Source organism: Corynebacterium sp. HMSC064E07, from assembly GCF_001815745.1.
Lineage (GTDB): Bacteria > Actinomycetota > Actinomycetes > Mycobacteriales > Mycobacteriaceae > Corynebacterium > Corynebacterium jeikeium_D.
In genome coordinates, this window is the sequence record NZ_KV821815.1 from 21,496 (window position 1) to 43,427 (window position 21,932).

22 protein-coding genes are annotated in these 21,932 nt (G+C 60.3%); 10 read left to right on the forward strand and 12 right to left on the reverse strand.

Annotated elements, in window-relative coordinates:
• Positions 1 to 58: 58 nt before the first annotated feature.
• From HMPREF3053_RS05880 to arfB, 3 genes are all read right to left on the reverse strand, one after another.
• On the reverse strand, positions 59 to 1,729 hold the full coding sequence (locus HMPREF3053_RS05880; protein ID WP_016422017.1) for an ABC transporter substrate-binding protein: 1,671 nt from the start codon (positions 1,727 to 1,729) through the stop codon (positions 59 to 61).
• A 221-nt stretch (positions 1,730 to 1,950) separates the two neighbouring features.
• Positions 1,951 to 2,877: a pyridoxal kinase PdxY gene (gene pdxY, locus HMPREF3053_RS05885; protein WP_246819385.1), complete on the reverse strand. Its 927-nt coding sequence runs from the start codon at positions 2,875 to 2,877 to the stop codon at positions 1,951 to 1,953.
• A gap of 41 nt (positions 2,878 to 2,918) precedes the next feature.
• Complete coding sequence (arfB, locus tag HMPREF3053_RS05890) at positions 2,919 to 3,362, reverse strand: alternative ribosome rescue aminoacyl-tRNA hydrolase ArfB (protein ID WP_070767425.1); 444 nt, start codon at positions 3,360 to 3,362, stop codon at positions 2,919 to 2,921.
• A 139-nt stretch (positions 3,363 to 3,501) separates the two neighbouring features.
• Here arfB and HMPREF3053_RS05895 point away from each other — a divergent pair, with 139 nt between their 5' ends.
• The 6 genes from HMPREF3053_RS05895 to HMPREF3053_RS05920 all read left to right on the forward strand — a co-directional run bounded on the left by HMPREF3053_RS05895 (position 3,502) and on the right by HMPREF3053_RS05920 (position 9,294).
• Positions 3,502 to 4,284: an SDR family oxidoreductase gene (locus HMPREF3053_RS05895; protein WP_070546372.1), complete on the forward strand. Its 783-nt coding sequence runs from the start codon at positions 3,502 to 3,504 to the stop codon at positions 4,282 to 4,284.
• A gap of 16 nt (positions 4,285 to 4,300) precedes the next feature.
• Positions 4,301 to 4,981, forward strand: a complete 681-nt coding sequence (locus HMPREF3053_RS05900; protein ID WP_070767426.1) for an alpha-ketoglutarate-dependent dioxygenase AlkB family protein — start codon at positions 4,301 to 4,303, stop codon at positions 4,979 to 4,981.
• A gap of 33 nt (positions 4,982 to 5,014) precedes the next feature.
• A complete protein-coding gene (locus tag HMPREF3053_RS05905) occupies positions 5,015 to 6,244 on the forward strand; it encodes a sensor histidine kinase (RefSeq protein ID WP_070767427.1) in 1,230 nt (409 codons plus the stop codon).
• Between the two features lie 73 nt (positions 6,245 to 6,317).
• Positions 6,318 to 7,004 carry a response regulator gene (locus HMPREF3053_RS05910; protein WP_246819386.1) on the forward strand — a complete coding sequence of 229 codons (687 nt, stop codon included), beginning with the start codon at positions 6,318 to 6,320 and terminating at the stop codon, positions 7,002 to 7,004.
• A 116-nt stretch (positions 7,005 to 7,120) separates the two neighbouring features.
• Positions 7,121 to 7,864, forward strand: a complete 744-nt coding sequence (locus HMPREF3053_RS05915; RefSeq protein ID WP_049172353.1) for an ABC transporter ATP-binding protein — start codon at positions 7,121 to 7,123, stop codon at positions 7,862 to 7,864.
• Positions 7,861 to 9,294, forward strand: coding sequence for an ABC-2 family transporter permease (locus HMPREF3053_RS05920; protein WP_070767429.1), 1,434 nt, complete (start codon positions 7,861 to 7,863; stop codon positions 9,292 to 9,294). The genes HMPREF3053_RS05915 and HMPREF3053_RS05920 overlap by 4 nt, the downstream gene beginning before the upstream one ends.
• A 23-nt stretch (positions 9,295 to 9,317) precedes the next feature.
• On the opposite strand, the gene HMPREF3053_RS05925 is transcribed toward HMPREF3053_RS05920, so the two are convergent.
• Positions 9,318 to 10,499, reverse strand: a complete 1,182-nt coding sequence (locus HMPREF3053_RS05925; protein WP_016422008.1) for a YkvI family membrane protein — start codon at positions 10,497 to 10,499, stop codon at positions 9,318 to 9,320.
• A 99-nt stretch (positions 10,500 to 10,598) separates the two neighbouring features.
• A complete protein-coding gene (gene msrA / locus HMPREF3053_RS05930; RefSeq protein ID WP_070767430.1) occupies positions 10,599 to 11,255 on the reverse strand; it encodes a peptide-methionine (S)-S-oxide reductase MsrA in 657 nt (218 codons plus the stop codon).
• 102 nt (positions 11,256 to 11,357) lie between these two features.
• Here msrA and menE point away from each other — a divergent pair, with 102 nt between their 5' ends.
• Genes menE through HMPREF3053_RS05945 form a run of 3 tightly spaced genes read left to right on the forward strand, consistent with a single transcriptional unit; the run spans position 11,358 to position 14,629 of the window.
• Positions 11,358 to 12,506: an o-succinylbenzoate--CoA ligase gene (gene menE, locus HMPREF3053_RS05935; protein WP_070767431.1), complete on the forward strand. Its 1,149-nt coding sequence runs from the start codon at positions 11,358 to 11,360 to the stop codon at positions 12,504 to 12,506.
• Positions 12,507 to 12,562: 56 nt separating this feature from the next.
• A complete protein-coding gene (locus HMPREF3053_RS05940; protein WP_016422005.1) occupies positions 12,563 to 13,459 on the forward strand; it encodes a 1,4-dihydroxy-2-naphthoate polyprenyltransferase in 897 nt (298 codons plus the stop codon).
• A gap of 9 nt (positions 13,460 to 13,468) precedes the next feature.
• Positions 13,469 to 14,629, forward strand: a complete 1,161-nt coding sequence (locus HMPREF3053_RS05945; protein WP_016422004.1) for an alpha/beta fold hydrolase — start codon at positions 13,469 to 13,471, stop codon at positions 14,627 to 14,629.
• On the opposite strand, the gene HMPREF3053_RS05950 is transcribed toward HMPREF3053_RS05945, so the two are convergent.
• Positions 14,626 to 14,985, reverse strand: coding sequence for a DUF4229 domain-containing protein (locus tag HMPREF3053_RS05950; protein WP_016422003.1), 360 nt, complete (start codon positions 14,983 to 14,985; stop codon positions 14,626 to 14,628). The genes HMPREF3053_RS05945 and HMPREF3053_RS05950 overlap by 4 nt on opposite strands.
• 193 nt (positions 14,986 to 15,178) lie before the next feature.
• Between HMPREF3053_RS05950 and HMPREF3053_RS05955 the strand changes: the two genes are divergently transcribed.
• Positions 15,179 to 15,445: a hypothetical protein gene (locus tag HMPREF3053_RS05955; protein WP_016422002.1), complete on the forward strand. Its 267-nt coding sequence runs from the start codon at positions 15,179 to 15,181 to the stop codon at positions 15,443 to 15,445.
• Here HMPREF3053_RS05955 and rfbA read toward each other — a convergent pair.
• The 6 genes from rfbA to HMPREF3053_RS05985 form a co-directional block, all read right to left on the reverse strand.
• Positions 15,442 to 16,317 (reverse strand): glucose-1-phosphate thymidylyltransferase RfbA, encoded by an 876-nt coding sequence (gene rfbA / locus HMPREF3053_RS05960; RefSeq protein ID WP_016422001.1) that lies wholly within the window; start codon positions 16,315 to 16,317, stop codon positions 15,442 to 15,444. The genes HMPREF3053_RS05955 and rfbA overlap by 4 nt on opposite strands.
• 20 nt (positions 16,318 to 16,337) lie before the next feature.
• Positions 16,338 to 17,027: a dTDP-4-dehydrorhamnose 3,5-epimerase family protein gene (locus HMPREF3053_RS05965; protein WP_016422000.1), complete on the reverse strand. Its 690-nt coding sequence runs from the start codon at positions 17,025 to 17,027 to the stop codon at positions 16,338 to 16,340.
• 102 nt (positions 17,028 to 17,129) lie between these two features.
• Complete coding sequence (gene rfbB / locus HMPREF3053_RS05970; RefSeq protein ID WP_070767432.1) at positions 17,130 to 18,122, reverse strand: dTDP-glucose 4,6-dehydratase; 993 nt, start codon at positions 18,120 to 18,122, stop codon at positions 17,130 to 17,132.
• Positions 18,123 to 18,174: 52 nt separating this feature from the next.
• Positions 18,175 to 19,185, reverse strand: coding sequence for a c-type cytochrome biogenesis protein CcsB (gene ccsB / locus HMPREF3053_RS05975; RefSeq protein ID WP_016421998.1), 1,011 nt, complete (start codon positions 19,183 to 19,185; stop codon positions 18,175 to 18,177).
• Between the two features lie 172 nt (positions 19,186 to 19,357).
• Positions 19,358 to 21,046 (reverse strand): cytochrome c biogenesis protein ResB, encoded by a 1,689-nt coding sequence (locus HMPREF3053_RS05980; protein WP_016421997.1) that lies wholly within the window; start codon positions 21,044 to 21,046, stop codon positions 19,358 to 19,360.
• Between the two features lie 14 nt (positions 21,047 to 21,060).
• Positions 21,061 to 21,921: a cytochrome c biogenesis CcdA family protein gene (locus tag HMPREF3053_RS05985; protein ID WP_042389096.1), complete on the reverse strand. Its 861-nt coding sequence runs from the start codon at positions 21,919 to 21,921 to the stop codon at positions 21,061 to 21,063.
• Between the last annotated feature and the right edge of the window lie 11 nt (positions 21,922 to 21,932).

Sequence of the window (21,932 nt, forward strand, 5' to 3'; positions counted from 1 at the left end):
GGTGTGAGTGCGGGCGCGAGCGAGGGTGAGGACGTGGGTGTGGCTCGGCTTTTGTCATTTACTTGTGCCATGCCCCCAGGTTGAACCACGGGCCGAAGTTCAGGCCGTGGGCATGGGGCTCAAGGATGGCATCCGGGTGCGTGTAGCCACGGTCGCGCTCGACATAGACATGGTCAACGTAGACCAGCTGCAGCATGGCGGGCTTTTCGGCGTAGAGCTTCTGAATCTTACGGTAGAGCTCGTCTCGCTTGGCCTGGTCCGCTTCGACGCGCGCCTGGTCGAGCAGCTTGTCGATCTCCGGGTTGACGTAGTCGGAGCCGTTATCCCACTTGGCACCGGCACCCGGCTCAGCGTACTTGGAGTGCAAGATTGAGTAGATCTGGCCGTCGACGGAGTACGGGGTACCGCCTCCTCCCAGCATGACCGGGGTCTTGGCGTAGTCCTCGCGGGTGACAGACTTGGAATCACGGGCGACCGGATTGACCTCAATGCCGACCTTCTTCAGGTCGGAGGCTGCGGCCAACGTCAGGTCTGTGCGGGCGTGATCGCGGTTCGGGAAGTAGATGACATCGAACGCGGCGCGCTGGCCGTCCTTGACGCGGATGCCGTCCGAGCCCTTCTTCCACCCGGCGTCGTCGAGAAGCTTCTCGGCCTTCGCGGTGTCGTGCTTGATCTCGGCGGTCGGGTCGTAGGCGTCGCCGTAGAAGTCCGCGAGGAAGGTGGAGTTCGGCTTCGCGTGGCCCTTCATCACGTCTTTCGCCATGGCCTCACGGTTGACAGCCAGGTTGACCGCATTGCGGATTGCCTGGTCACCGGTGACCGGGTTGCCCGCTGGAAGGGTGATTCCGCGCCAGTCCGCCGAATGCGCCGACTCGACCTTGAATCCCTCCTGGCCTTCAAATTCCTGCGCCAACGCCGGCTCCATAATGGTTCCGTCGCCCTCGCCGCCGCGCAGCTGCTGAGCACGGGAGTTTTCGTCCTGATTGACTCGGTAAATGACTTTCTTCAGCTCAGGGGCCCCGCCGTGATAATCCTCGCGGGCCGTGAAGATGGCCTCGTCGGCACGCAAAGATTCGAGCTTGAACGGGCCAGTTCCCACGGGCTTGGTATTGAGATCTGAGTCCTCGGCGGGCTTCAAATCATCGAAGTTGAAGGCCTCCGACGGGGCGATGCCGTTGAGGAGCTGGTGATCGAATTCCGCGTACGGGATATTCAGCTCGAAGACGACCTTGTCTCCGTCGGCGTGCACCTCATCGAGCATTTCCCAGTTCGGAGCCTCAGAGGAGGCCGAGCGCTCGTCGAGGATGGCCTTGTAGGTCGCCACGACGTCCTCCGGCCCGAAGGTGGTCCCGTCGGAGAAGGTGATTCCGTCCTTGATTGGAACGGTCCACGTTTTGTTGCCATTGCTCGGCTCGGCGGGGCCGGAGGCTAGCAGAGGCTCAAAGTCGACGGGCTTCGTGGAGGTGTCACCCGACACCGGCTTGAGCCGGAAAAGGCCCTCGTAGACCGGGGAATCGCCGGACCTGCTGTAACCAGCAACCGGGTTGTATCCGCCGGTTTCGTTGTTATCCAGCAGGACCAGGGTCTGCTCGGCGCTGGCGCCGGAGTCCCCGGCGGCACCGGAGGCGGACTTATCATCGGGGTTCGAACAGGCGGTCAACCCGAGGCCACAAATCGCAAGTGCAGAGACCGAGACAGCCAGGGTTCGCCCCGTGCGGGTAGAAAACATTTACTCCCCTTTATTGAAGGATAGGCACAACTAAGTAGTAACCGTTTTCATTATCTACTCATTGGAAACTTTATTTCAATGGTTCAAAATCTTTTCTTCTTGTTGCGCAAATGTTTAGAACCCAGGTAAAAGGCAGAAAAATCCCGAAGACCTGGTACGACGATGGCGGCAACACATAAGTGCTGCCGCCATCGACTCCCCCCATATTCGCTTATAAAGCGCTACGCTACCTTCGTAACCTCAAAACGCTGCTCCGGGTGGACGTAGGCCTCCTGCGCACGAACGAGCTCCAGCTCGCCAGAGCCGGACTCGTGCGTGACCTTTAGCAGCTCAAAGATGCTGGCCGCGGTGTTGCCCAACGCGACCGACAGGTCACCGTCAATACCGCGACCGCGCAGCAGGTTGCCCGCAAACAGCGCAGCCGTGACATCGCCGGAGCCGTTGCGCTTTAGCGGCAAGTATGGCGTCGCCACCAGCCATGCGCCCGAGCCGTTGACGGCGAGCATCTCAATCTCGCCCTCCTTGCGCTCCGGACGCAGCACGCTGGTGACCAGCACGGCCTCCGGGCCCATCTCACGAGCAGCATGGGCTGCCGCAATGGTGGACTCCAGGTCGCCGACCTCGCGGCCCGTTAGGTATCCCAGCTCAAACTGGTTCGGCGTGATCACGTCTGCCACCGGCACGACCTTGTCGCGCAACAGCGGCGGAATGTCATCCGACACGTGGCAGCCGCTCTTAGCATTTCCCATCACTGGGTCACACGAGTAAATGGCCTTCGGGTTGCGCTCCTTGGCCAGCGCCACGGCCTCGATGATGACATCCGCAATATCGCTACCGCCCTGGTAGCCGGAGATAATCGCGTCGACGTCGTCAAGCTTGCCCAGCTCATCGATACCCTTGATGACCTCACGCACATCCGTGGCCGGAATCATCGGGCCGCGCCACTGGCCGTAGCCGGTGTGGTTGGAGAAATCGACGGTGTGGACCGGCCACACTTCAAAACCTGCGCGCTGCAGCGGGAAAACAGCAGCGGAGTTACCCACATGGCCGTAGCTCACATGCGACTGGATGGACAGGATCGAGGGCACGCGGTTGAACTCCGCGACGGCTTCAGCTGCCTTTTCGGTAGGGGCCTGATTTTCGCTCATTCCTCTATATTGCAACGAATGCGCGAAAATCCCATATTCCCCTAGTAGGAGCTGGGTCGGCGCCTGCTGGCTTTGAGCTCAGAGCGGCGTTGCTTCTGCGCTTTACGACGCGCAATCGAGGCCCGACTCGGTCGAGTCCGCCGGCGCCTCGGAGGCGGTGGCTGCACGGCTTCTCGGATGAGATCTGCCATGCGACGCCGGGCTTCCGCGCGGTTGCGTACCTGGGAGCGCTGCGTGGTAACCGACACGGTGAGTGTCGTGCCATCGAGTCGGTGGCTGAGGTTCTGGAGAGCGCGGCGGCGGTAGACGTCGGAAAGCACGCTGAGCTCGGCGATATCGACCGATAGCTGCACCTTGGAATCCGTGGTGTTAACGCCCTGACCGCCCGGCCCTCCGGAGCGCGCGAAGCGTTCGGTGAGCTCCGCCGCGGGGATGACGAGGCCCTTTGGGATGCCGGGACCTGGTGGGATGTTCAGGGGTTTCATGGTGGCCAGTGTAGAGGGCGCGTTTGTAATCAGGGCGCGTTTCCTCTAATCCGCGGTTAAACAACAAATACTCACCTAAGCTGGCAAATAACACTTATCCACTTATAAAAACAGCAAGAAAAGGCAGGATTGAGACACCATGGCCACTTCTGATTCCCCGTCCATTTTCATCTCCGGCGGCGCGCAGGGCATTGGCCGCGCGGTGGCCGAGAAGTTCCTGGCTGCAGGCTGGACCGTCGGCGTCTACGACATCAATGAGGATGCCCTGGCGAAGCTCAAGGCTGAGCGCCCGGAGGTAATCGTCGGCAAGCTGGACGTGACGGACTTTAAGCAGTGGGAGGACGCGCTTGCGGACTTCACCTCCCACACCGGCGGCAAGCTGACGGTGCTGGACAATAACGCGGGCATCATCGGCGATGGCGATATCACTGACCAGTCACCGGAGATTATCCGCGCGCAGGTGGACATCAACTGCACCGGCCTGACACTGGGCGCGAAGGCGGCGCACCCGTACCTGAAGCGCACTAAGGGGTCTCACCTGGTCAACATGGGTTCGGCTTCGGGCATTTACGGCCAGCCGCACATCGCGCCGTACTCCGCGTCGAAGTTCTACGTCTCTGGTCTGACGCAGGCTCTGGATCTGGAGTGGCGCAAGGACAAGATCCGCGTCGTCGCAATCATGCCGCTGTGGGCGAAGACCAAGCTGGCGGACGTTTCCGCCGGTTCCACCCGTCGTCTTGGCGTGCGCATTACGCCGAACCAAGTCGCTGATGCTGTGTGGAAGGCAACGCACCCGCAGAACTTCATTGAGCGCCAGCGTCACTTCTACTCGGTGTCGGCGGCAGACTTTATCCTGCGCTACCTGGGCAAGATTGGTCCGCAGTTCCTTTCCCGCCCGGTTAACGCAATCATCGCGGGTTAAGAGGCAAACTAGACCTATGCTCTTCGATCAACTCCCGCGCGACGATGCCCGCATCACGCCGGGAGTTGTTCATTTGCCAGGATGGCTTCCCCTGGACCGGCAATCGGGCATCATCACGCAACTCCGCGACATCGCCCGCGACGTTGCCGGCACTCCCCTGGCCATGACTCGCCCGCAGCTCAAAAGTGGTCAGATGCAGGTCTTTATGCTGCATCTCGGCCGCATGTGGGCCACCAATCCCTACCGCTACGTCACGCACGCAGGCGGCGTTCGCGTCCCGCCCGTGCCTGACAACCTGCTACAGCTCGCTACCGAAGCACTCGGCGCTGCCGCGCTTTACGACGAATCCCTCAGCCAGTGGCCCACCACTTTTCGGCCCGACATGGCGTTGGTCAACTACTACCCGCCCGGGGCCACCATGGGGATGCACCAGGATCGAAACGAAAACTACCCTGCCCCGATTGTGTCACTCTCTATCGGCGATGAGGCTCTGTTCCGCATTGGCGGGACTGAAAACCGCAACAAACCCTGGGATGACGTGACTCTCGCCAGCGGGGATGTGATTGTGTTTGGTGGTCCGAAGCGGCTTGCGTTTCATGGTGTGCCCAAGACTCGTCGCGGCACTTTGCCGGAGGGGTGCGGGCTTAAAGAGGGCCGCATCAACATCACATTCCGGCAAGTGGAAAACTCACACTAAACCGCGCAAGCCACCGACCGCTAGCCTAGACACATGCAGCGCACCGCTTCCTCCATGCACGCACAGCCTGCCACCGCGCAGACCCCTGCCCCACTCGACTGGCGCAGCCGGGTACGTTTCTTTGTCGGCTCGTTCCCAACTGCCGATCTCGCTATTGCGACTGCTTTCCTGCTGTGCTGCTGGTTGAGCATGACGCCGCTACTTACTTATGGCCCGAGCTTTACTTATGTCACCAATGTGATTCTGTCCGCGATGATTGCCGGGGCCGCAGCGTTTCGTCGTAAAGCAGTGCGTGCATCGTTTGTGGTTACGTACAGTGCCCTAGCGGGTCTCGCCCTGCTGGTGTGGTTATCCCCTGTAAACCTTGGGCTCGACCCTATTATTGTTGCTGCCCCACTATCACTATGGGCCGTGACCAGGTGGGAACCGAATCGCACCTGGGGCATCGTTGGGCTGTTTTTGGGGTTGATTGGCAGCTTCCTCAACCCGGCAGTTCCTGCCTTCGGCTTTACCCCGGAACGACTATTGGTCTTCGGACTACCGGCGGTGCTTATCACGGCGAGCGCGTACGCAGTGCCACTATGGCTGCGCATCAACGCCGAGGAACATGCCGCGGAGTTGGAGAACGTCGTGGCGCTCAACAAGCTGGAGTTGTCCAGGGAGCTTCACGACGTCGTGGGGCACGGACTCACCTCTATTAAGGTTCAGGCCCAAACCGCTCTGTACCTGGCGGAGATGGATGGCTCACGAGCGGAATCCGCTGCTGAAAAGACCACGCTGGAAGGTATTGCCCAGACCGCAGACCAATCGTTGCGGGATGTGCATGCGCTTGTCGATGCGCTACGTGATGGCGGCGAGATTAGCGCTGACCCGAATGAGATTCCGCGTCTGGTTGCGGCAGTTTGTCCGCCGGGTCGCGATGTTTCGGTGACTCTGCCGGAGTCTTATGAGGACCTGGCGGATTGGCCACTCGCGAAGCGACTGACTCTGGTGCGGGCAGTGACGGAGTTGGCCGCGAATATGGCCAAGCACTCATCGGGTGATGGTCAGCTGGCACTGACAATCGATCCACCTGCCGACGCTGATGACAGTCCGGCGCGGGTTCATTTGGTGACTGCAAATCGGGCTGAGAGCGATACCTTGGAACCCAGGAAGCGAGCTGGCGCTGGCCTGATTGGTCTGGATGAACGCGTGGCGCAGCTCGGGGGCGAGATGACTTATGGTGAAAGCGACGGCATGTTCCGCGTCAGTATTCGGCTGTAAGCGGTTCGACCGAAGCAGGGCTGACTGTCGATCCTGTCGAGAAAGACGAGCAATGGGTGTAATTCGAGTATTAGTGGCTGAAGATCAGGCTCTGATTCGGCAGTCTTTCGCGCAGCTTATTGATGCCCACCCGCAGATGAAAGTCATTGGTGCCGTGGGCGATGGAGCCGAGGCTGTGCGTATTGCCTCCGGTGCGGATGTTGTCGTCATGGACATTCGTATGCCTGTGATGGACGGTATCGAGGCCACACGGCAGATTGTGCAAGGCGTGCCGTCCGGAGGTGCGACTCGCACATCCACTCCGAAAGTCCTGGTGCTGACCACTTTCCGCGAAGAAAACCTGGTGCTCGGCGCTTTAGAAGCTGGGGCCGCAGGCTTTTTGCTCAAAGACTCCAATCCCCGTGAGCTGCTTTCGGCCATCATGCGTATCCACCGTGGTGAAGGAGTCATCGATCCGAAGGTGACGCCGATGGTGTTGCGGCATGTTTCACCGCGCGCACCGCACTCAGGACAGCCAGCGAGAGCATTCTCGACACATGGCGCTGACCCAGACCCCACTCACACAGGAACCCAATTCACACCCCGCGAACAGGAGATTTTGAACCTCGTCTGCCAAGGGCTTTCCAATGACGAAATTGCTCGCAGGTTGGTTGTCGCCACGACGACAGTGAAAACCCATGTGAAATCCCTGTTGACCAAGACAGGCTCACGCAGTCGCGTGGATCTTGTCATTTGGGCTGCGAAAAACGGGCTGCTGTAGCTTCTCCTCGCTGGTACCGTCATCCTCGCTATCGCCTCCTCCCTAGGGAGGATATTTCCGCCACCTCATCCTCAGGGAGGGCGCGAACCGTGCCAAACACTCCTATTACTTAAGGCATGAACGCACCAACCCCCACCTCAGGCCCTTCCGCAGACGCCGCCGCTCCCCTCCTCCAGCTGCGCGGCATCACTGTCTCCTACGGCAAGAACGAACCTGTCCTGAACGGCCTCGATATGAACGTCCGCGCCGGCGAGGTCTACGGGCTATTGGGACTCAACGGCGCAGGTAAATCCACGTTGATGAGCACGGTGCTTGGGCTAATTCCCTACTCCGGTGAAATCAGCATCGCGGGACACCCGTGGTCCGTTGTCGACCTGGACCGCATCGGCGCCTCCATCAATGGCCCGGCGTTCTACCCACAGCTCTCAGCCACCGACAATCTCAAAGTGCACGCACATCTGACCGGCACGGACAAGAGCCGTATCGCCGAAGTCCTCGACTTGGTCGGGCTTCATGCTGGTAACAAGCGTGGCCGCGCTTTCTCAACGGGCATGAAGGTTCGTCTTTCCCTGGCGATGGCGCTGCTCACCGACCCCGACATTGTGCTTCTCGACGAGCCCACCAACGGCCTCGACCCCGAAGCTATCGTGGGCCTGCGCACCTTGTTGCGAAATCTTGCCGCTAGTGGCAAGGCCGTCGTGGTGTCCTCCCATCAACTCGGAGAGGTCGAGAAGAGCGTTGACCACCTTGGCGTCCTTGCTGGTGGCCGACTGGTCTACGAAGGCCCGCTGGCTGACTTTGCGGCTGCTGGTCAATCCCTCGAGCAAGCTTTCTTCACCGCAGTAGGTGTTGCCCGATGAGCACTCAACCGCACACGCGCACTCTTAACACGCGCACCGTTCCTGCCCGCCGCTACTTCCGCGCCGAGCTACTGCGGGCAAAGTGGTCACTCACCATGTTTCTTCCCATCATCATGGTGGCAATCGCTCTGGTCAGCATGGTCTTTTCTAGAGGCGTTGACGCCACCGCCATGGCGAGCGCCCACATCTACTCGCTTATCCTGCTTCCTCCCCTGGCTGCTATTACGTCCGTCATCGGCCAAAACCGTGAAGAAAAACTCCGCCAAGGCGGCCTAATCTGGCGCAATATCTCGGGCACTCGAGTGCTCCTTGCCCGCGCAGCCACTGTCATTGCCTCCGCGGCCCTCGGTCACGCATTGATGGCTGCACTCCTTGCCCGGAGCGTGAGCACCGCATTGCAATTCACGCTCTTTAGCACGTTGTCATTCTTCGTCTTCTGGACATTCGGCCTTGCCCTATGGCGCCTTGTGCCACGCGCAGCTCTCTTCCTCGCTCCGCTCGCTTCCATCGCTTGGGCCATCGCAGGAACACTGGACGCCATGAGCCCAAACTGGAAAGTTCTCCCGTGGACCTGGGCAATCCGCCCAACGTTACCTATCCACGGAGTGCAGGCTAATTCCATCTCGGCTCCCGCCGACAGCGAGATCTGGAACATCGCCATCCTGCCGCCCGCGTTGCTGCATTTACTCCTCGGGCTAGGTCTATTTGCCATCGCATTGCTTGCGCACGGAAAATCTCTCAGCTTGCCGACGGGCCGGGAACGCAGCACTTCGTCGTTAAGCCATGGCATGAGCGCGACCCTTCCCTGGCGCACCTGGTGGAGTCTCGCAGCGCTGATGCTTGCCGGACTTGCGGTCGTGCGTGTGGTGTGGAACCCGGAGTATGCGCTGGGGCTGCTGAGTTTCGTCTGCGTGCCGACGGCTGCAACCGTGGTCGCCATCATGACCTGGACCTCGCAAGCTGATGCCTGGCCAGCGCTGATGTATCGGCGTGCGCGACGGAGCATCACACTCCGACTGTTTGCTTTGGATATGGCGTTTCTCGTGCCGGTGCTCGTGGTTGCGGTGATTATCAGTGGCGCGGGCGGCCAGACCAATAGCCAGACGGGCATTAACCCCTGGCCGTACCAGGCGGTCATCGCGTCTCTTGTGGCCGCGATGATAGTGGCCGTGACCGGCTTAATTGCGCGTCGAAGTGTGGCGGCCGCAATCTTTGTCTCGGTCGCGCTCGGCGGTTGGGCGGTGATGGTTGGCGGTGATGTCCTCAGCGCCTCACCGTTGTGGTGGACCTCGGAATGGGGATGGACTTGGGTAGTCCGTGATTACCCCGATCGGTGGCCAGTGATGGTTCTCGTGTCCGCCATTGTGATGGCGGCGTTCGTGGCTTGGGCTCGGGCGACATCATTGAAAGCGATCCGATCCCAAGACTGACGGCGGCGCTACGAGCAGCCCACCTACTCCTCGATCGCCTCGCGGACCTCTTCGACACTGAGGTTGGAGTCTTCAATCTCCTCGCGGGCCTCCTTGTTCCGGCCACGGCGGACCAGGCGGAAGATGCGCTTGCGGCGGGAAGTCTCTTCACTGATGCGCTCGCGGCCGCGCAACCAGGCAACAAGCATGACAGTAATGAGCAGCAGACCGATGTAGCCCAGGATTGGGTAGACCCAACCGATTAGGTTCTGGAAGCCCATGAAGCTCAAGGCGAAACCGAGCAAGACCAGCGCGACGTAGACAATCTTGAATTTTTCCGGGTGATTTGCGGTGACGCGACGCCCCAGTGCGTAGAACATGCCAAGTGCCGTGTTGAAGATCATGCCAAGGATTACCACGGCCATGGCCTGGCCCAGCCACGGGTGCAGTCGATTAATGACGGTGAGCATTGGCACGGCATCGGTGGCGACAGTACCAACAGTGTGGAACAGCGTGATGGTGGTAATCAGCAGCATCGCGGAGTAAATCAAACCACCGGTAAACCCACCGGCTCCAGCGGCGCGGGGATTGAACAGGCTACCGCCAATAACAATCGCCATGGAAACCGCAACCATCAGGTTAAAACCAACATAGTTCACTGCGGCGACAACCCAGTTCGGCAGGGTAGTCGGGACTTCCGCAACGGCAGCTGCCTGCTCCGCGGCCGGGGTGGCATCGGTGAACGCCAGCGTATAAACACTGGCCAGCAGGATAAAGCCGACGATAAACGGCGTGATGGAACCGATCACTGTGGTCACTCGGTCAACATCGAGGAAACCGGCTGCAATGGTCACCAACACCATGATTACGGCACCGATCCACACAGGGATGCCCCACTGCTGCTCCATGTTGGCACCGGCACCGGCGAACATGACGAACCCGGTGGCGAAGAGCGTGATAATCACGCCAATGTCCAGTACTCGCGAGAAGATGGGGTGCGATACGCGTCGGAAAACTTCGCCGTGCTCGCTGGCCTGAAAATAGCTTCCCAGCTGCAAAATGATCATCGCCATCAGGCTCATGATTACCGCTGAGAGAACGGCACCCCAGACACCATTGATGCCAAAGGCGACGAAGTATTGCATGATTTCCTGACCCGTCGCAAAGCCCGCGCCGACGACCACGCCGACGAAGGCAAATGCAACGCGCAGTACTTGCTTCACCACAAGGGTTCACTCCTATTCGACTATCGGATTAATATAACCACCTTACTTTTCTCAGTGAGTTTTACTAATCGCAATTAAGCGTTCTACGAAGTTTCGCCTTTAAATTCCGCAGGCCACGCCGGTCGAATGCACTGGGCAGTAGCCGTTCGGATTCTTAAACAAGTACTGCTGATGCTCATCCTCAGCCCGGTAGTACTCCCCTGCCGGGGTCTCCGCGAGTGGCTTAATCTCCGTGGTGATGGGACCCAGGCCAGCGTCGGCAAGCTTCGGCGCGTACGCATCGGCGATCTCCTGCGCCCGGCGCGCCTGCTCGGGCGTCTTCGTGTAAATCGCGGAACGGTATTGCGTGCCGACGTCATTGCCCTGGCGGTAGCCCTGCGTGGGATCGTGGGCCTCGAAGGCCTTGGCGATCAGCTGGTCGAAGCTAATCTGCTCCGGGTCGTAGACGACCTCCACAATCTCGGTGTGGTTGGTGCGTCCGGTGCAGGACTCGCGGTAGGTGGGATTCGGCGTCATGCCCCCGGCGAACCCGACCGATGTGCTGAGCACGCCCGGTGTTTCCCAAAACAGCTTCTCAGCACCCCAGTAACAGCCAATCCCGATGTAGACGACCTCCTGGCCTTCCTCCCATGGGCCGGTGATCGGCGTGCCGAGCACCGCATGCGGCTTCGGATTTTCCAACACCGGGTGCGAGCCGCCCTTTAGCGCCTCATCTTCCGGCACCAGCTCCGCTGATCTACCAAAAATCCAACCCATCTTCGACGCCTTTCTATCTATGACTGTCTTTGGTCTGCGCAACGCGCCCGAGGCCACGATTGTTCCGACCTCGCCACCAGAAACTACGGAATAACACCGACTATGGTTTGGGTTGTGCGTACGCTCAGCCTGCTTTCCATCAATCCCCACAACCCGACCGCCATCCTGCCCGACCTCCGCGCTGCGCTGGACGGTGAGGTCTCTCTTCTTCCCGTTCCGCTTCACGACGGCACGCGCGCCTCAATCTTGCGGAACTCGCAACGCGCAGGTGAGCCAATTGATGAATCCATCGCGCTTGTTGTCGGCACCTCCGGTTCCACCGGCACACCGAAGGGTGCACAGCTGACGGTGGATAACTTGGTCTCCTCTGCTACCGCTACACATCAGTGGCTCGGCGGTGAAGGGCAGTGGCTGCTGGCGATGCCGGCCTACCATATCGCTGGCCTGCAGGTTCTCATTCGTTCGCTGCTCGCGGGCACGAATCCGGTGTGTGTGGATGTGACCGACGGTTTTGATGTGGCCGCATTCGCCGACGGCGCCGAGGCCCTCACCAGCGACCGTGCCTACACCTCGCTGGCTCCGATGCAGCTGGCCAAGGCCATGGAAGAACCCTTTGGCGCGGCAGCCCTGCGCCTGTTTGATGCTGTCCTTGTCGGCGGCGCAGCCTTGAACCCGCAGGTGGCAGCGCGCGCCGAAGAACTCGGCATCAACGTCGTGACCACCTATGGTTCCTCCGAGACAGCCGGCGGCTGCGTCTATGACGGCCAGCCCATCGAGGGTGCACAGGTCGCCATCGAAAATGGTCGCGTTTGGCTGGGCGGACCGATGATCGCGCACGGTTACCGCAATGCGCCCGGTCACGAGGCTTTCCATAAACCAGGTTGGTTCGCCACCTCCGATGCGGGCGAGATCCGCGATGGCCGACTAGTCATTACGGGACGCCTGGACACCATCATCGACTCCGGCGGGTTGAAGCTGCACCCCGAAGTCCTCGAACGTGAACTGCTCGCCATCGATGGAGTTACGGGAGCCTGCGTGGTCGGTGTGCCACACCCACGGCTCGGCCACGCTATCGTCGCAGCGTATGAAGGCACCGCTGAGCTCGGCGATGTCATGGACGGGCTCGGCGATGCTGAAGACGCCGGGCGAATCAATCACTGGATGATTCCCAAGGACCTGCGTCGCGTGGAGGTCCTGCCACTGATTGGTCCGGGCAAGGTCGACCGGAAGAAAGTCGCGGCGCTCTTTTAGCTCATTCAGACACGCATTAGTTCAAGGCATTTGGTGTCACGTCCTATTATTAATTCATGTCTGAAGCACCAAAGAGTCCTGCAACGGCGTCGTTAAGCGATTGGCTGGAAGGCGCGCGCCCCCATACCTGGGCGAATGCGTTTGCGCCGGTCATCGTCGGTGTCGGAGCGGCATCGACGCACGCGCCGATTATCTGGGGACGTGCGGTGCTCGCGCTGGTTGTCGCGTGGGCGTTGATTGTGGGCGTGAACTTCGCCAACGACTACTCCGATGGCATCCGCGGCACTGACGATGACCGCTCGGGCCCGCTGCGCCTGACGGGTTCTGGTCTGGTCGAGCCGAAGGTTGTGAAGTACGCGGCGTTCGGTTCCTTTGGTGTCGCCGGTCTTGCCGGTGTGGCGCTGTCCCTGATGAGCGCGTGGTGGCTCATTCTGGTCGGTGCACTGTGCATCGCGGCTGCGTGGTTCTACACCGGCGGTAAAAATCCCTACGGTTATCGCGGACTTGGCGAGGTCTCGGTCTTCGTCTTTTTCGGTCTCGTCGCGGTGCTCGGCACGGAATTCACCCAGACGGGCTCGCTGTCTTGGGTCGGCCTGGCCTGCGCAATTGGTATTGGTTCGGTGTCTTCTGCCGTGAACCTGGCGAACAACTTGCGCGACATCCCCACCGACGCCGCTACCGGCAAGATCACCTTGGCAGTTCGCCTGGGCGACTTCCGCACCCGCATCGTCTGGCAGATTCTCTCCCTCATGCCCGCGCTGGCCAGCAGCTTTATCGCTTTCTGGCGCCCATGGGCGCTGGTGGGTCTGCTCATCGTGCCGCTGTGGGTGAAGGCCTCCGAGCCAATTCGCATGCATAAGAAGGGCAAGGAGCTCATCCCGGTACTGGGGCTTACCGGCAAGATGATGCTTGCCTGGTCCGTCATTACGGCACTCGCACTCGCGCTCAGCTAGGGGGTACCGATGGACTTCCGCACACTGACGCACAAGGCGCTTGACGACGTCCAGGAGGCCGCAACCCGAGTTGGCGACACAGCAGCCAAGGCTCCAGCTTTCGCCCGCAGCGCTGCTCTGCGTTTGACCAAATCGGGACGCCGCCGACTGGCGCTGGAGCACGGTGCGCTGCATTCGCAGACCCGTGAACCGGGACTCACCGATCTCACGTCAACCGGCGTGGTGCATATCAAGACCGCACCGGTCACGGCCGAGATTGCGGCCAAGGACGACGAGCGGAAGGCCAGCGACAAGCCGGATGCTGTCACCACCGATATTCCGGTGCACTGGTACGAGGTTGAACCTAGCGAACCCGCCAAAGAACCCGTGACCATCGTCTTCGTCCACGGCTTCACCCTGGCTGGTGAGTCCTGGTACCGGCAGTTCAACGCGCTGCGCAAGTCGCACCCGGAAGCACGCCTGTTGACTATGGATCTGCGCGGCCACGGCCTGACCGGAGCGGTTCCGGCTTCACTCTGCACGGTCGAAGGGGCTGCGGCCGATGCGCTGGCCGTGATCGCCGAGCGTGCCGCGACCGGAAAACTCATCGTGGTTGGGCATTCGCTAGGCGGTTTGATTGCACTGCACATGGTGCGGGCTGCCGAGGAAAGCATTCGCCGTCGGATAGCAGGCGTAGTGTTGATTTCCACGTCTATCGACAAGCTGGCCGCCCAGGGTGTGCCGCAGATTCTGGCGTCCCCGGTGGCGGATGCGGCGCGCAATGCAATTGAGTCCTCGCCGAAGGAGATTCGCAAGTTCCGCGAGGCAATCGCGTCACTGATGGCGCCGTCGTTGGCGGTGGCGGTGTTCGCCCGGCGCACGGACTACGAGATCATCGAGTTCCACGCGGCCATGATTAATGAAACACCGCTGGAAACTTTCGTGGGATATCTCGACGACCTGCAGGATCACGACGAGTTCGCATCCGGGCCTTACTTGGAGGGCTTGCCAGGAGCGGTACTGGTGGGCACGAAGGACGATGTCACTCCGCGCAAGCAAGCAGACCTAATTATGGAAAAGTGGCCGGACGCCGAACTGGTTGAAGTCGACGGGGCCGGCCACATGTTGCCGCTCGAGGCTCCGGAAGCGGTGAACCGGGCTATCGAGCGGGCCCTGGAGAAGGTGCGCTAGTTTTCCTCGCGATCCTTAATCTGCTGCGCAATGTATTCCTTGTGCGCGCGGCGGTTCTCCGACCACACTGCAACAGACTCATTGGCCTGGACGCGCAGCTTCGGGAACACAAAAACCGACAGCGGCATCGCAATAATCAGTGCGAACACAGCCGTAATTGCAGCCGGAATCTGCACATTAACGAGGTAGATAATCACGAGCAGAATGAAGAACAGCACTAGGAATAGCAGCAGACGAGCAAGGCCGTACCAGAACAGCCCCTTCATGGCATTGCCGCGACCAGCATTCTTGGTCACCGGAGCTGCTGGCATCTGAGCCTCAGAAGCCAACTTGTCCTGCTCTGCTGGATTGGTCATTAAACCCTCACCTCTACGTGTTACGCCTGTGCTGTGCCCGGGCGTTGCTAGCGTCCATGGCTGTTCGTGTCCAACGTTCCTTTGTACCCTAACGAACTCTGTACGCCGTACCGCATGCAGTGCGATACCCCTCGTGGGCACTACGGGACTCGTTGCGTATTCTAGTCGGTAAATCCAGGAGGTTAGCTATTACATGGGTCGGCTCATTCTGCTGCTGTTCATCATCCTTGTCGTAGTCATGCTGTGGAAGGCATTTGGCCCCGGCAGTCGCGGCAACGGCATGCGACGTATTTCCGCTCCGCAACCGGAACCCCGTCCGCTCGCTCCCGACGATGATCCGGAGTTTCTCTGGAAGCTCAAGAAGGCCGAATTCGATCGCCGTAAACGTGAGCAGGAGCTGCAGGAGCGGCGCGAACGGGAGCAGGACGACAACCCCGATAATCCCGGCGAAACTGACTAAACGTCCTTGCCACGCAGCAACAACTGCTGTAGATATTCCCCGTAGCCACTGGCGCTGAGGGCGTCGGCACGCGCGCTAAGCGCAGCATCGTCAATGAATCCCATGCGCCACGCCACCTCTTCCGGCGAGCCAATCTTTAGCCCCTGCCGCTGCTCAATCGTGCGCACGAAATCACCCGCGGCCATCAGATTGTCCACCGTGCCCGTGTCCAGCCATGCCGTGCCGCGCGGCAGCACCTCTACCTGCAGTTTCCCGCGCTCCAAGTAGGCGCGGTTAACATCCGTGATTTCCAATTCGCCGCGTGACGACGGTTGCAGCGAGCGAGCTATCTCAACAACCTCGGCATCATAGAAGTACAAACCAGGCACCGCGAAATGGCTGCGTGGTTTCTTCGGTTTCTCCTGGATCGCCACGGCTTTGCCGCTTTGGTCGAAGTCCACGACTCCATAGGCTGTGGGATCTGCGACCCAGTAGGCGAAGATCGCTCCGCCATCGACGTTATGGAAGCGGCGCAGCTGCGTGCCCAAGCCAGCACCGTAAAAGATGTTGTCGCCGAGGATGAGGGCAACGGAGTCATCGCCGATGTGGTCCGCACCGATGATGAACGCTTCAGCGAGACCACGGGGCTCGTCTTGGGTGGCAAAGGTGAGGGTGAGGCCCCACTGCGAGCCGTCGCCAAGCAAGCGTTCAAACTGCGGGGCATCATGTGGCGTGGTGATGACGAGGATGTCCCTGATTCCCGCTAGCATCAGCGTGCTCAGCGGGTAGTAGATCATCGGCTTGTCATAGACGGGAACCAGCTGCTTGCTTACGCCAAGTGTGATGGGAAACAGCCGAGAGCCCGTACCACCTGCGAGGATGATGCCCTTCATAGTGCTCGCGCCTTTCTGCCTTACTGCCCGGCCGCTTCGTTGGCGATTGCCCACTCGTCGCGAGCCATGTTCTCAAGATCCTTGCAGTCAAACTCACTGGGGAGCTTATTGCCCTCGGCCTCGAACTGCTCGATAGTCGGAGCCTTCTGATCGCGCTCGGAGAGAATCATGTCCGCGTCGGTGAGACCACCCTTGGCCAGCAGCGCAGCCAGGTCAATTCCGAGAGTCGGGTCCTGGATGCTAACAGCACGCTCTGCCTCCGGGTTGTAACCGGTGGAAGTGAGGTAAGTGAGCACAGAGTCGTCGGCAAGCGAGACGAAGCCATGTCCGATGCCGTTGGGCAGATAGACCACTCGGCGGGTCTTGCTGTCGAGCTCGAAAACCTCGACCTTGCCGAAGGTATCGGAGCCGCGACGCAGGTCAACCGCAATGTCGAGGATGTGGCCCGCGGGACAAGTAACCAGCTTCGCCTGGCCGGGGTGGCCATCTGGCGCGGTGCTGACGTCAGCGAAGTGCAGGCCACGGACAACGCCTGCGGCGGAGACACTCATGTTGGCCTGCTCCGGGAAGAACGGGTAGCCCGTGGCCTCGGCGAATGCGTCGAGGCGATACCACTCGTGGAAACTACCGCGGCTGTCGCCGTGGATGACCGGTTCGAAGGTGAAAACGCCGTCGATAGAAGTGGGCTGGAATGTGCTCTTAGGGCTCATGGGTAACAAGTGTAGACGGGGCGCCCGGGCTGAGGCTGTGGCACGCGTTGAGTGTGCACTGAGTGTGCGTTGAGGGTTCGCTAGGCATGCCCCAGCAGCGAACTACAACTCCTGCTCGCGCTCCGCGTAGCCAGCCTCAGCGGCATCGTAGGCCGCCGCCCACCAGGACTCGTTGGCGTGATACCAGTCGATGGTCTCGGCGAGCCCCGCGGAAAAGTCTTGGTAGCGCGGCTGCCAGCCAAGGCTGCGGATGGATGCGGGGTCAATCGCATAACGACGGTCATGCCCCGGGCGGTCAGTGACATGGACAAAGTCGGACCGCTCACGACCGAAGCCCTCCAGGATGTCTCCGACCACGTCGAGGTTGGAACGCTCGCCATCGGCACCAATCAGGTAGGTCTCCCCCACCTCGCCAGAATCCAAGATTGCCCAGACCGCGTCGTTGTGGTCATCGACGTGAATCCAGTCCCGAACATTCTCGCCAGTGCCGTACACGCGAGGGCTACGACCGCGCAACAGACCACAGATCTGGCGGGGAATCAGCTTCTCCGGATGCTGCCTCGGCCCGTAGTTGTTCGAGCAGTTACTAATCGTCGCAACCAACCCGAAGCTGCGCACCCACGCCCGGACAAAGTGATCCGCTGAAGCCTTGGAGGCCGAGTAGGGGCTGGAGGGTTTGTACGCGGTGGCCGTCGTAAAGCGTGCTGGATCGTCGAGAGCGAGATCGCCGAAGACCTCGTCGGTGGAGATGTGGTGAAGGCGGACGTCGTGGGTGGCGCAAGCCTTGGCCAGATTCACGGTGCCCATGACATTAGTGGTGACGAAGGGATCGGCATCCACCAGCGAATTGTCGTTATGGCTCTCTGCGGCGAAGTGGACGACCACGTCGAAGCGGGGCACGAGGCGATCGATCAGCTCCGCGTCACGAACATCGCCGCGGATGATTTCACAGTCCGCGCCATCCAAGCTCGCAGGGTTCGCGGCATAGGTGAAAGCGTCCAGCACCGTGACATTCACATCGGGCCGTGTAGCCAGAGTGCGGAGAACGAAGTTGGAACCAATAAAGCCGGCACCACCGGTGACGAGAACGCGCATGGAAGCGATTCTAGTTCACCCGGCGATGCCGGCTTTGTACAAGTGTGAAGACTTAGTTCAGACCAGCGTAGGAGTGCAGGCCCGAAACCACCTGGTTGATGAAGAAGAGGTTGAACACCATGGTGGCAAAACCGAAGATGTTGATCCACGCGGCCTTGGTATTACGCCAACCCGAAGTCGCGCGAGCGTGCAGGTACAGGGCGTAGATAATCCAGGTAATCAGCGCCGTGGTCTCCTTCGGGTCCCAGCCCCAGTAACGACCCCATGCGGACTCGGCCCAGATAGCGCCCAGCACAATGCCCAGACCGAACAGTGGGAAGGACCAAATAGCGGTGCGGTAAGCAATCGCATCCAGCTTTTGAGCATCCGGCAGCGGCGCGACCAGTTTGCCCAGGAAGCCCTTTTCCTTGCCCTCGCGGTTGTACATCCGCAGCATGTAGAGAATCGAGGCAACACCGGAAATCAGTGCGATACTGCACCCGATAGAAATAATCGAGACGTGAACCGGAATCCAAATCGACTGCAGTGCCGGCACCACCGGAGCAGCCTCAACATATAGGTTCTTACCACCGTAAAACATCAGCGCCAGAATCGGAGCCAACAGCCACGGCCAGAACACACGCATGGTTTCACGATGCAGTACGCCAGCTGCAATTGCCATAGCAAAGAGGATTGAAACTGATACGTACTCGTAGAGGTTGCCCCACGGGAAACGCTGCACGGCCAGGCCACGCAGCAGCACCGATGCAAAGTGCACGGCCACCCCGACGTAAATCAGCATTTCCGTCACAACGCCGAGTCGGTTCGTCAGCACCTGGTTCTTAGGCTCGCTTGCCGACGACTTCGTCGCCGACTCCCCAGAGTCAGCAACACTAGCGGTGGTAGCTCCCTCACCCGCACCGGCGGCTACCAGCTCGCGTTCCGCAACCTGGCTTTTCGCTTCAGCGGCCGCGATACGACGACTGTAGTAGGCAATGGAAATAACAAAGGCCACAAGATAAAAGGCGAAGGCCGTGAAGTACGACCAGTCCGAAAACTGCGCCAGTGTCTTATTGACGAGCATGTACTTGGCTCCAAAGTGTGGAATTAGCGGAATACTTCTTCAAACCCTAGTACTAAAGCAGGACTAAGCAAAAGGGGACCGGGGACACGGGGGACGCAAAAATGCGCGGAGGCGCAATTCTCGCCCCCGCGCATTCACCCTGCAGTAATGATGGACCAGACTTAGTGGTCAGTTAGCTTTTGTCCTTGTCGTCCGCGCTCTCGTCGGTCGCAGCATTGTTGTCAGCAGCATCCTCGTCATCACTGTCACGTTCCAGGATGTCATCTACGATGTACTGGAACTCCTCGCCCCAACCTGCCTTGTCGGTGCGGGCAAGGCCACCGAACTCAACGCGAGTGCGGCCATCTTCCAGCGGGAACATGCGCACCCAAACACGTCGGCGCTTAATGCCCAACGAAAGAACCATGCCCGCCAGTGCGGCCACAGTTGCCACCAGCACCCAGAACTGCGTGGGATCGTGCGAAACCTGCAAGTTGACGAATTCCTTCGCACCGAGGAATTCAATCTTGGTGCCGTCGGCAAGCTCGGTGGATTCGCCCTGCTTGAGGTTGACGCGGGCTTCCTTAGCCAGCTGACCCGAGTGCATCAGATCGCGGTCGAGGGAAAACAGCCCCTGCGAACGACCGGTGTCCAAGCCCGCGTCGCCGCGGTAGATGTCGACAGCCACGGCCGGGTCTTGCATCGCCGGGTAAGAGGACTGCAGCAGAGCACCCTTTTCACCAGTAAACTCCGCGGTCGGAGCGAACAGTCCCTCGATTGCAATCTGGTTCTGGCGGCGCTCGAACAAGTCCGGGTACATGCCTGCTGGTGGGTCGAAGCGCAGCGCACCAGAGGACAGGAAGAAGGTCGGATCATCCGGACGGAACTGGACAATCGACGTACGCGACTCGCCATTCGGCCAGGTCACCTTAAAGGCCGGGGCAAAGCCGTGCCCCTGCAGGTACACACGGTCACCGGCGACGCGCAGCGGATGGTTGACCTGCAGCGTGGTCTTTTCCCACTCATCGACCGGCTTGCGCATATCCTCTTCTTCTGCGAATCGGATATGAGAGGTAAACATCTTGGCCTGACCGTTCGGCAGGTAATCGGCGAAGAAGTCATCGACCTGAATACAGAACGGGTTCAGAGTTGTACCGTCGAAGGTGTTGCCAGCACGCAGCGAGTCATAGTTCGCAGCAGCGGTGTTACAGAACGGAACGCCCACCGCGCTATTGACGTTGTCGTCAGAAATCTCGGTGCCGGTGTTGGTCAGCAAAATGACCTGACCCTCGTAATAGATCATGCGGCCCAAGCCGACGATGATAATCAGCAGCGCAATGCCCAGGTGGAACACCAGGTTGCCAAACTCACGCAGGTATCCCTTCTCCGCGGAAAAGGATCGTGCCCCAGCGCGATCTTCATCTGCTGGAGTCTCGGTCAACGCCCACTTGTTCAGGCGCTCACGCACCCGCTTAGAAACTTCATCCGCAGAGGCATCGACCACGGCTTCGTCGTGAAGCGGAAGACGCGCCAACCGTTTCGGCGCCTTGGCCGGTGGCGTCTTCATGGCCTTGTAGTGGTCGATGGTGCGCGGAATAATGCAGCCAACCAGGGAAATCAGCAGCAATGCCACGATGGCGACGAACCAGACGGACGAGAAGACATCGAAAAGCTGCAGCTTATCCATGATCTCGGCGGTCTTGCCGTTGGCGGCTAGATACTGGTCGACCTTGTCCTTATTCAGCGAGCGCTGTGGCAACAGGGCGCCCGGAACCGCTGCGAAAGCGAGGATGAACAGCAGAATCAGCGCTGTGCGCATGCTGGTCAACCAGTTCCAGACCTGCTGGAAGGGCTGTCGTACCTTATTCCAATTCACCGACATCGAAAAATCTTTCACTAAATTGGCGTTACCGTATCAGTAATAAAAGCGGCCTGAACCCAGGCAACAAAAACATCCCACAGTCCCGTGACCAGGGCAATTCCGACCAGCACCAGCGCCACACCACCGATGAGCTGAATAGTTCGCGAGTGCTTACGCAGGAAGTCCACTCCACGCATCGCGCGTGCCGACCCCAGCGCCACCAAAATGAACGGCAGCCCCAGCCCCAGGCAGTAAGCGATAATCAGCGCCACTCCCCTGGCCGCGGTCATACCCTGCGTGCCCGCGGACACCGAAATAATTGCAGTCAGCGTCGGGCCCAGACACGGCGTCCACCCCAGCGCGAACACCGCGCCAAGCAGTGGCGCTCCCAGCCACGTGGTCCAGCGCTTCGGCGCCATGCGGGTGTCCTTCTGCAGCGCCGGCACCATGCCCATGAAGGCGAGTCCCATCACGATGGTCACCACGCCACCGACAATCGTCAGCGTGCGCGCCTGCAGACGCAGCGTGGACACGAGCCCGAAAATTGAGGCCGACCCCAGCACGAAAATGACAGTGAAGCCCAGCACGAACAGCAACGCAGCCAGGCCGACGCGGGCAGTTGCGGAACGCTTGCCACGCCCTCCATCGCCGTCACGCTTATCGACGGCGGTTGCGTCCGCAGTGCCCGTCGTCAAGCCCTGGCCCTGCGCCCCCGATGCTCCGGAAATACCGGTGAGATACGAGACGTAACCGGGCACGAGCGGAATGACGCACGGGCTGGCAAACGAGACGAGACCAGCCAGCGCAGCAGCGAGCAGGCCTAATAGGATGGGACCGCCGGTGGCGGCGTCGGCGAACTGCTGGCCGATGCCATCGGCAAGATAAATCGTGTCCATGGCAAGAGTTC

Coding starts and splice junctions, on each gene's coding strand:
- msrA (WP_070767430.1), bottom strand. CDS start 11,255: ATGGGTTGGATTTTTGGTAGATCAGCGGAGCTGGTGCCGGAAGATGAG.
- ccsB (WP_016421998.1), bottom strand. CDS start 19,185: ATGCTCGTCAATAAGACACTGGCGCAGTTTTCGGACTGGTCGTACTTC.
- HMPREF3053_RS05880 (WP_016422017.1), bottom strand. CDS start 1,729: ATGTTTTCTACCCGCACGGGGCGAACCCTGGCTGTCTCGGTCTCTGCA.
- HMPREF3053_RS05920 (WP_070767429.1), top strand. CDS start 7,861: ATGAGCACTCAACCGCACACGCGCACTCTTAACACGCGCACCGTTCCT.
- HMPREF3053_RS05980 (WP_016421997.1), bottom strand. CDS start 21,046: ATGTCGGTGAATTGGAATAAGGTACGACAGCCCTTCCAGCAGGTCTGG.
- HMPREF3053_RS05895 (WP_070546372.1), top strand. CDS start 3,502: ATGGCCACTTCTGATTCCCCGTCCATTTTCATCTCCGGCGGCGCGCAG.
- arfB (WP_070767425.1), bottom strand. CDS start 3,362: ATGAAACCCCTGAACATCCCACCAGGTCCCGGCATCCCAAAGGGCCTC.
- rfbA (WP_016422001.1), bottom strand. CDS start 16,317: ATGAAGGGCATCATCCTCGCAGGTGGTACGGGCTCTCGGCTGTTTCCC.
- HMPREF3053_RS05965 (WP_016422000.1), bottom strand. CDS start 17,027: ATGAGCCCTAAGAGCACATTCCAGCCCACTTCTATCGACGGCGTTTTC.
- HMPREF3053_RS05940 (WP_016422005.1), top strand. CDS start 12,563: ATGTCTGAAGCACCAAAGAGTCCTGCAACGGCGTCGTTAAGCGATTGG.
- rfbB (WP_070767432.1), bottom strand. CDS start 18,122: ATGCGCGTTCTCGTCACCGGTGGTGCCGGCTTTATTGGTTCCAACTTC.
- HMPREF3053_RS05945 (WP_016422004.1), top strand. CDS start 13,469: ATGGACTTCCGCACACTGACGCACAAGGCGCTTGACGACGTCCAGGAG.
- menE (WP_070767431.1), top strand. CDS start 11,358: ATGGTTTGGGTTGTGCGTACGCTCAGCCTGCTTTCCATCAATCCCCAC.
- pdxY (WP_246819385.1), bottom strand. CDS start 2,877: ATGAGCGAAAATCAGGCCCCTACCGAAAAGGCAGCTGAAGCCGTCGCG.
- HMPREF3053_RS05915 (WP_049172353.1), top strand. CDS start 7,121: ATGAACGCACCAACCCCCACCTCAGGCCCTTCCGCAGACGCCGCCGCT.
- HMPREF3053_RS05955 (WP_016422002.1), top strand. CDS start 15,179: ATGGGTCGGCTCATTCTGCTGCTGTTCATCATCCTTGTCGTAGTCATG.
- HMPREF3053_RS05905 (WP_070767427.1), top strand. CDS start 5,015: ATGCAGCGCACCGCTTCCTCCATGCACGCACAGCCTGCCACCGCGCAG.
- HMPREF3053_RS05985 (WP_042389096.1), bottom strand. CDS start 21,921: ATGGACACGATTTATCTTGCCGATGGCATCGGCCAGCAGTTCGCCGAC.
- HMPREF3053_RS05950 (WP_016422003.1), bottom strand. CDS start 14,985: ATGACCAATCCAGCAGAGCAGGACAAGTTGGCTTCTGAGGCTCAGATG.
- HMPREF3053_RS05900 (WP_070767426.1), top strand. CDS start 4,301: ATGCTCTTCGATCAACTCCCGCGCGACGATGCCCGCATCACGCCGGGA.